8 protein-coding genes are annotated in these 7,406 nt (G+C 70.3%); 3 read left to right on the forward strand and 5 right to left on the reverse strand.

All coding sequences use genetic code 11. The features are described 5' to 3' along the window. Positions 1-12: 12 nt before the first annotated feature. Genes B2J86_RS09465 through B2J86_RS09475 form a run of 3 tightly spaced genes read right to left on the reverse strand, consistent with a single transcriptional unit; the run spans position 13 to position 2,784 of the window. On the reverse strand, positions 13-990 hold the full coding sequence (locus tag B2J86_RS09465; RefSeq protein WP_173025356.1) for a tripartite tricarboxylate transporter substrate binding protein: 978 nt from the start codon (positions 988-990) through the stop codon (positions 13-15). A gap of 38 nt (positions 991-1,028) precedes the next feature. Beyond that, positions 1,029-1,859, reverse strand: coding sequence for an SDR family NAD(P)-dependent oxidoreductase (locus B2J86_RS09470; RefSeq protein ID WP_173025357.1), 831 nt, complete (start codon positions 1,857-1,859; stop codon positions 1,029-1,031). Between the two features lie 19 nt (positions 1,860-1,878). Next, positions 1,879-2,784: an amidohydrolase gene (locus B2J86_RS09475; protein WP_173025358.1), complete on the reverse strand. Its 906-nt coding sequence runs from the start codon at positions 2,782-2,784 to the stop codon at positions 1,879-1,881. A gap of 117 nt (positions 2,785-2,901) precedes the next feature. Here B2J86_RS09475 and B2J86_RS09480 point away from each other — a divergent pair, with 117 nt between their 5' ends. After that, positions 2,902-3,810 carry a LysR family transcriptional regulator gene (locus B2J86_RS09480; RefSeq protein WP_169636232.1) on the forward strand — a complete coding sequence of 303 codons (909 nt, stop codon included), beginning with the start codon at positions 2,902-2,904 and terminating at the stop codon, positions 3,808-3,810. A gap of 107 nt (positions 3,811-3,917) precedes the next feature. Here the strand turns inward: B2J86_RS09480 and B2J86_RS09485 are convergent, their stop codons facing one another. Continuing rightward, on the reverse strand, positions 3,918-4,790 hold the full coding sequence (locus tag B2J86_RS09485) for a gamma-glutamyl-gamma-aminobutyrate hydrolase family protein (RefSeq protein ID WP_169170504.1): 873 nt from the start codon (positions 4,788-4,790) through the stop codon (positions 3,918-3,920). A 192-nt stretch (positions 4,791-4,982) separates the two neighbouring features. Here B2J86_RS09485 and B2J86_RS09490 point away from each other — a divergent pair, with 192 nt between their 5' ends. Continuing rightward, on the forward strand, positions 4,983-5,330 hold the full coding sequence (locus B2J86_RS09490; protein ID WP_169636233.1) for an HPF/RaiA family ribosome-associated protein: 348 nt from the start codon (positions 4,983-4,985) through the stop codon (positions 5,328-5,330). A gap of 132 nt (positions 5,331-5,462) precedes the next feature. Continuing rightward, a complete protein-coding gene (locus B2J86_RS09495; RefSeq protein WP_169170506.1) occupies positions 5,463-5,681 on the forward strand; it encodes a SlyX family protein in 219 nt (72 codons plus the stop codon). A 38-nt stretch (positions 5,682-5,719) separates the two neighbouring features. On the opposite strand, the gene B2J86_RS09500 is transcribed toward B2J86_RS09495, so the two are convergent. After that, entirely contained in the window at positions 5,720-7,120 is a 1,401-nt protein-coding gene (locus B2J86_RS09500) for an aspartate ammonia-lyase (protein ID WP_173025359.1), read from the reverse strand. Positions 7,121-7,406: the final 286 nt, after the last annotated feature.

Genomic DNA, 7,406 nt, shown 5'->3' on the forward strand with positions numbered 1-7,406 from the left:
GGGGTTTCTCGGTCAGTCGGGGGTCACATTGTTGGCGCGCACGACGCGGGCCCATTTGTCGCTGTCGCTGGCCAGCACCTTGGCGAGTTCGGCCGGGGTCGAGCCCGCCACTTCGGCGCCCGAGGCTTCGAGCTTGGCCTTGATGGCGGGCGTGGCGAGCGCGCGGCGCACGGCCTGGCTGACGCGCTCGGCGTCGGCCGCGGGCGTGCCCTTGGCGGCAAACAGCGCGTACCAGTTGTCCGAGTCCACGCCGGGGATGCCCATCTCGGCAAAGGTCTTCACGTCGGGAAAGCGCGGGTGGCGCTTGGCGGCGGCCAGGCCGATGGGCTTGAGCTTGCCGGCCGCGATGTGGCCGACGAGGCCCGGGATGTCGCCGAAGAAGCCGTCGACGTGGCCCGCGATCACGTCGGTGATGGCCGGTGCCGCGCCTTTGTAGGGGACGTGCATGAGCTTGATCTGGGCGTGCTCGTTGAGCAGCTCCATCGCCAGGTGCGGCACGCTGCCGGTGCCCGACGAGGCCATGGTCAGCGGGGCCGTGGCGCGGCGGGCGGCCTCGACGAACTCGGCGCCGCTGGGGTAGGGCGCCTTGGCGTTGACCACCAGCACCTCGACGTTGTTGACCACCAGCGACACGGGCGTGAGGTCGGTGGCCGGCTTGTACGACAGCTTGGGGTACAGGGCCGGGTTGATGGCCACGGCGCCCACGCTGGTGAGCCACAGGGTCTGCGCGTCAGGCGCCGCGCGCGAGACGAAGTCGGCCGCGATGGCGCCATTGGCGCCGGCCTTGTTCTCGACGATCACGGTGTGGCCCAGTTCCTTGCCCAGCTGCTCGGAGAGCGTGCGCGCCACGAAGTCCACCGGGCCGCCGGGCGGGAAGGCGACGATGATGCGCGTCGTCTTGGGCTGGGCCAGCGCGGCGCCCGAGACGGCCAGCGCGGCGGCCGCCAGGCCCAGGGTCATGGCGCGGCGCGCAAGGTGCATGGAAGTCATGGGTGTCTCCTATGGGGGTGAGGGGAAGAAAAAAGCGTTCAGCCGCAGCGCACGGACATGCCGCCGTCGACCACGATCTCGGTGCCGGTGACAAAGCGCGATTCGTCGCAGGCCAGGTACAGCGCGGCGTTCGCGGTGTCGCGCCCGTCGCCCATGAAGGGCAGCGGAATGCGCGCCTGGCGCTCGCGCAGCAGCGCCTCGACGTCGCCGCCCGCGCGCTGGCCGGCCAGGCGCACCTCGACCATGGGCGTGTGCAGCTGGCCCGGCACCACGGTGTTGGCGCGGATGCCCTGCTGCGCGTACTGCACGGCGAGCACGCGCGAGAACTGGATCACGCCGGCCTTGGTCGCGGCATAGGCGATCTGCGCCGCGCCGGTCCAGCGCAGGCCCGAGGTCGACGAGATGTTGATGACGTTGCCGCTGCCCTGCGCCAGCATGTGCGGCAGCGCGTGCTTGCAGGTCAGGAACACGCTCTTGAGGTTGTGGTCGATCTGCGCGTCCCACACCTCCTCGCTCATCTCGACCGGGCCGCCCTTGGCCGAGCCGCCGACGTTGTTCACCAGCACGTCGAGGCGGCCGAACTCGGCCACGCAGGCGGCGATGGCGGCAGCGATGGACGCGCTGCTCGTCACGTCGCAGGCGCCCGCGGTGAAGCGGCCGCCAGCCTGCGCGATCAGCGCAGCGGTTTCGCCCAGGCGGTCGGCGTCGCGGTCGACGCCGAACACGTGCGCGCCCTCTTGCGCAAAGCGCACGGCAATGGCGCGGCCATTGCCCCAGCCGGCGCCGACCGAGCCGGCGCCGGTCACGAAGACCGATTTGCCGGCCAGGCGGCCCTGGGGGTTGACGGGGGTGGAGGCATCGAAGGTCATGGCAGGTCTCGGCAGTGCATCAAAGGATAGGAGCGGCGGCGCCCAGGGCGCCGAAGCGGTAGAGTTTTTGCGGGTTGTCGACCAGCAGCGCCTGCAGCGCGGCGGGCGTGGGCGCGATGGCCGCCAGGCTGTCGACCAACTGGCCGTCGTCGGGCACGTGGGTGTGGTTGGGGTGCGGCCAGTCGGAGCCCCACAGGCAGCGCTCGGGGGCTGCCGCGACGAGGCGGCGCGCCAGCGCGATGCCTTGGGCATAGGGCGGGGCCGGGTCGATGCGGTCGATGCCGCTGACCTTGACGTAGAAGCGCGCGTCGCCGAGCAGCAGCTGCTCGAGCGCCGCGAAGTCGGGGTGCTCCGCGCCCTGCGTGGCGTCGACGCGGCCCATGTGGTCGATCACCACCGGCACGGCGCTGCGCTGGAGCGCGGGGCCCAGGCTGTGCACCAGGCTGCTCTCGAAGTGCACCTGTAGGTGCATGCCCACGGCGGCCAGGCGCGGCGTGAGGGCGACGATGTTTTCCACGCTGGCCGACGCGGCCAGGTGCTTCATGAAGTTGAAGCGGACGCCGCGAAACCCGGCCTCGGCCAGGCGCAGCAGCTCGGCGTCGCTCACGGCCGCGGGCACCAGGGCCACGCCCAGGTAGTGGCCGCCACCGGCGGCGATGGCGTCTTCGACCACGCGGTTGTCGAAGCCGTGGACGGCCGACTGCACGATCACGCAGCGCGCAATGCCCATCTGGCGGTGCAGCGCGAACAGCGTCTGCTTGCCGGCGTCGGCCGGCGTGAAGCCGCGCGATGCGGCGTAAGGGAACTCGGCGGCGGGGCCGAACACATGCACGTGACTGTCGCAGGCGCCCGCCGGCAAGGCCAGCGTCGGTGTGCTCGGCTGCGGCAGGTAGGTCAGAACGGGGGGCTGGGTGTCGGGTGTCATCGCGGGCGGCAGAAAATCGATGGCCGATTGTGGGCCGCGATCGGCGTTCCGCGTTCTGCCGTCGGTCTATACCAGCTATCCGTAAAATGCATGGCCATGCACCTTCCTGGAGCTTCGATGGACCTGACGCGCTTGCAGTATTTCGTCGCCGTGGCCGAGGCCGGCAGCTTCAGCCGCGCCGCGGCCGCGCTGCACCTGTCGCAGCCCGCGCTGAGCCGCCAGGTGCTGCTGCTCGAAGAGGAACTGGGCCAGCGGCTGCTCGAGCGCACGGGGCGCGGCGCCACGCCCACTGACTCGGGAGAGGCCCTGCTGGTCCACGCGCGCGCCATTTTCGAGCTGACCGCGCAGGCCCGCGCCGACATGGCCGAGCGCCAGCGCAGCCCGCGCGGGCGCCTGACCATCGGCCTGCCGCCGCGCGTGGCGCACGTGCTCACGGCCGACCTGGTGCAGGGCTTCCTGCAGCAGTTCCCCGACGCCGCGATCACGGTCGAGGAGAACCTGAGCCTGCGCCTGCGCGAATGGCTGGTGGCCGGGCGCGTGGACCTGGCGGTGCTGTTCGACCCGCCGCATTCGCCCCAGCTGCAGACCGAAACCCTGGTGCGCGAGCCGATGGTGCTGATCAGCACCGAGCCGCTGCCGCCCAAGGTGCGCCTGGCCGCGGTGGCGCAGCGCAGCCTGGTCATGCCGCGCGGCCCGCATGCGCTGCGCCAGCTGCTCGAGAGCTACACGCGCCCGCGCGGCATGCAGCTGAAGATGGTGGCCGAGGTCGATTCGGTGCAGACCGTGCTGTCGCTGGTGGCGCGCGGCGTGGCCGACACGGTGCTGCCGCTGAGCGCCACGCGCGCCTGGATCTACCCGCAGACGCTGCACGTGGCCGCGATGGTGGCGCCGGCGATCCGCAACCGCCTGGTGCTCGCGGTGCCAAAGGCGCGCCCCGGCACGCAGCTCAGCCGCTACGCCAGCCAGCTGCTGCGCACGCTGGTGCAGCAGCATTTCGGCGACGCCGAGCCCCTGGCGGGCGCGTAGCCCGGCCCGGTGCCGGGCCGACCGCTGTCGTGTGCTCCCGTTTCAATAGCTTCTGGCGCTTTTCCAGTAAGGGCTGGAGGCCAAAAAGACACAAAACTCCGAGCCGCTCAGTGGCGCCGCAGCAGCGCCTGGCGCAGCAGGCGCGTGGCGCGGTCGCGGATGTGCAGCGGACTCCGGCCGGGCGGAGGCGGGCGCACCTTGGCGGCGCTGCAGGCGGCCAGGAAGTCGTTGAGGATCGCAGTGTCGTCGAGCGTGTCGGCGCCGAGCCGGTGGAACTCGGGGTGCCACTGGGTGGCGGCGATGTAGCCGCGCCCCGGGGCGGCGCGGCGGCGGATGGCCTCGGGCACGACGTCGGGGTGGCTGAAGGCCTCGATCTCGAAATCCGGCGCCAGCCGCTTGATGCCCTGGTGGTGGATGCTGTTGACGCGTGCGCGCCGCACCCCCGGGTAGAGCTGTGCCAGGCGCGAGCCGGGAACGAACTCCACATCGTGGAAATTCTGGTCGTAGGTGCTGGCGTTGCGGTGCTGCAGCGCGCCGGGGCGCTGCGTCTCGATGTCCTGGTAGAGCGAGCCGCCAAAGGCCACGTTGATCAGCTGCAGCCCGCGGCAGATGCCGAAGATCGGCTTGCCGGCCTGGGCAAAGGCCTCGACCACGGCCAGGTCGTAGAGGTCGCGCACGCGGTCGCCCTCCCAGGCCGCGCGCAGCGGCGCCTCGCCATAGCTGCCGGGCCAGACATCGGCGCCGCCGTGCATGACGACGCCGTCGAGCCAGTCGGCGTAGTGCGCCAGCGTGACGTCGCCGCGCGCCGTCTCGCCCGTCGGGCAGGGCACCATCACGACCAGGGCGCCGGCCGACATGATCCAGTGCGCGACGGACTGCTCGACGTACTGCAGCGTCTTGCCGGTGAACAGGGAGCGGGAGGGATCGGCGTGCTGGAAGCAGGCCGACAGGCCAATCTTGAGGCGACGGGAAGCGGGCATGCGCCTTTGTAGCACCGCTGGCGCGCCCCGGCTGTAGGAAGGCGGCGCGCATTCACGCGCACCCGTGCGGGGCACCGCCGCCGCATTTGACGCGCGTCAAGCGCTGCGGGTACGGTGCAGGCATGATGGCATGGACCGCGGGTCCATGATTTCACCCCCGGCCTGCGGGCCGGACCATGCAAAGGAGCCAACATGCAAGTACAGGTGCACACCGACGACAACATCCAGGGCGGCGAGTCGCTGGCCCGCTGGATCCAGGAAGAGACCACGGCGCGCCTGACCCGCTTTCGCGACCACGTCACGCGCGCCGAGGTCTTTCTGACCGACGTGGCCGCCGGCAAGACCGGCGCCAACGACAAGCGCTGCCGCATTGAGGCGCGGCCCGCCGGGCGCCAGCCCGTCACCGTGACGGCCGATGCCGACAAGGTGGCCGACGCCTTCACGGGCGCGGTCGACAAGCTGGTGCGCGCGCTCGACACCGACCTGGGCCGCGCCAAGGACAAGAACGCCCGCGAGACCATCCGCACGCAGGAGGAGTGAGCGCCGCGCCGGCGCGCGCATGCTCATGCATCGAGAGCTGCCAGCGCTTGACCGTCAAGCGTTCGCGGCTCTTTTTGCAGGTATTTGATGGGCGGCGCCGCAACCTGCGCCCCGTTGCGGTCCAATCGCGCGATGGACCCCACACACGACACCGACCAGCGCCTGACCGAGCTCGAGATCAAGGCCAGCTACAGCGACGACCTGCTGGAGCAGTTGAACCTGCTGGTGTACCGCCAGCAACAGCAGATCGACGCGCTGCTGCAGGAAGTGCAGCGCCTGCGCCACCAGATGCCCGAGGGCGGCAGCGCCGCGCCGCGCAACCTGCGCGACGAACTGCCGCCGCATTACTGAAACGCAGGGCAGCGCCCCGGGGCGGACGCTGTGGCCGATCAGGCGGCGCTGAGCGCGCCGGCCTGGGTGAGCTTCTCGGCCACGAGCAGCTGGCGCATCTCGGCCTGGCCCATGATGCCGAGTTCTTCGGCGGTGACCGCGATGGTCTTGCCGCTGGCCATGGCGGCCTTGGCGATGGAGGCGGCTTTTTCGTAGCCGATGATCGGGTTCAGCGCCGTCACCAGCGTGATCGACTCGGCGATGCGCAGGTCCAGCAGCGCGTGGTTGGCCTCGATGCCCTCGACGCAGTTGACCTGCAGCGTGCGGCAGGCGCTCGCCAGGTGCGTGAGGCTCTTGTGCAGCGCCCAGCCCATCAGCGGCTCGAACGCGTTGAGCTGCAGCTGGCCGGCTTCGGACGCCATGGTGATGGCGACGTCGTTGCCGATCACCTCGAAGCACACCTGGTTCATCACTTCCGGAATCACCGGGTTGACCTTGCCCGGCATGATCGACGAGCCGGCTTGGCGCGCGGGCAGGCGGATGTCGCCCACGCCGGCCTGCGGGCCCGACGAGAGCAGGCGCAGGTCGTTGCTGATCTTCGAGAGCTTGCTGGCGATGCGCTTCAGGATGCCCGAGATGTCGACGAAGGCGCCGGTGTCGGACGTGGCCGCGATCATGTCGGCCGCCGCGGTGACGGGCACGCCCGAGAGTTCGGCGAGCTTGGGGATCACGGCGTCCACGTAGCCCACGGGCGCGTTGATGCCGGTGCCGATCGCCGTGCCGCCGAGGTTCACCTCGGTCATCAAATAGGCCGATGCGCGCAGGCGCTTTTCGTCGTCGGCCACCATGCTGGCAAACGCTGCGAATTCCTGGCCCAGCGTCATCGGCACGGCGTCTTGCAGCTGCGTGCGGCCGATCTTCAGGGTGGCGGCGAATTCGCGCGCCTTGCCCTCGAAGGCGCCGCGCAGGCCCGCCAGGGCCTGGAGCAATTCCTGGATGCCGAACCAGGTCGCGAGCTTGAGCGCTGTGGGGTAGGCATCGTTGGTGCTTTGCGAGGCGTTGACGTGGTCGTTCGGGTGGAGCACGTCGTAGCGGCCTTTGGGCAGTCCCAGGTGCTCGAGGGCACGGTTGGCGATCACCTCATTGGCATTCATGTTCGTGGAGGTGCCGGCGCCCCCCTGGATGACGTCGACGACAAACTGGTCGTGCAACTGGCCGGCAATCAGGTCGTCGCAGGCCTGGGCGATGGCACTGGCCTGGGTGGCGTTGATGGCGCCGAGCTGCAGGTTGGCGTGGGCTGCGGCTTTCTTGACAAAGGCAAAGGCGCGAATGAGTTCGGGCATCTGGGCCACTGTGTGGCCGGTGATCGGAAAATTCTCCACCGCGCGGGCGGTGTGGACCCCCCAGTAGGCCGCGGGGGGGATGGTCTTGACTCCGATGAAGTCGCTTTCTTGGCGCATGGATCTGCTTTCGTGGACGGAAAACCGCAATACAAGGACAAACGCCGCCCGGTCACAGGCGGCGTTGGGAGGTCGGGCCAGCAGGTGCGGTGCGCAGCCTTGTGGGCCGGCCGCACGCGTGGCAACGCCCTGTGCCATGGGTCTGCAGCGCAAGCCCATGGCACAGGGCGTGTGCATGCATTATCGCGGCGCGCCTGCATAAAGTCCATAGTTTTGCGCATAACGCGGTCGGGGCACGGCGCGCCCGCCTCCGCCGTGCCCGCCTCCGCCGTGCCTGCGGCGGTCG

This window comes from Acidovorax sp. SRB_14 (assembly GCF_012932145.1).
Lineage (GTDB): Bacteria > Pseudomonadota > Gammaproteobacteria > Burkholderiales > Burkholderiaceae_C > Simplicispira.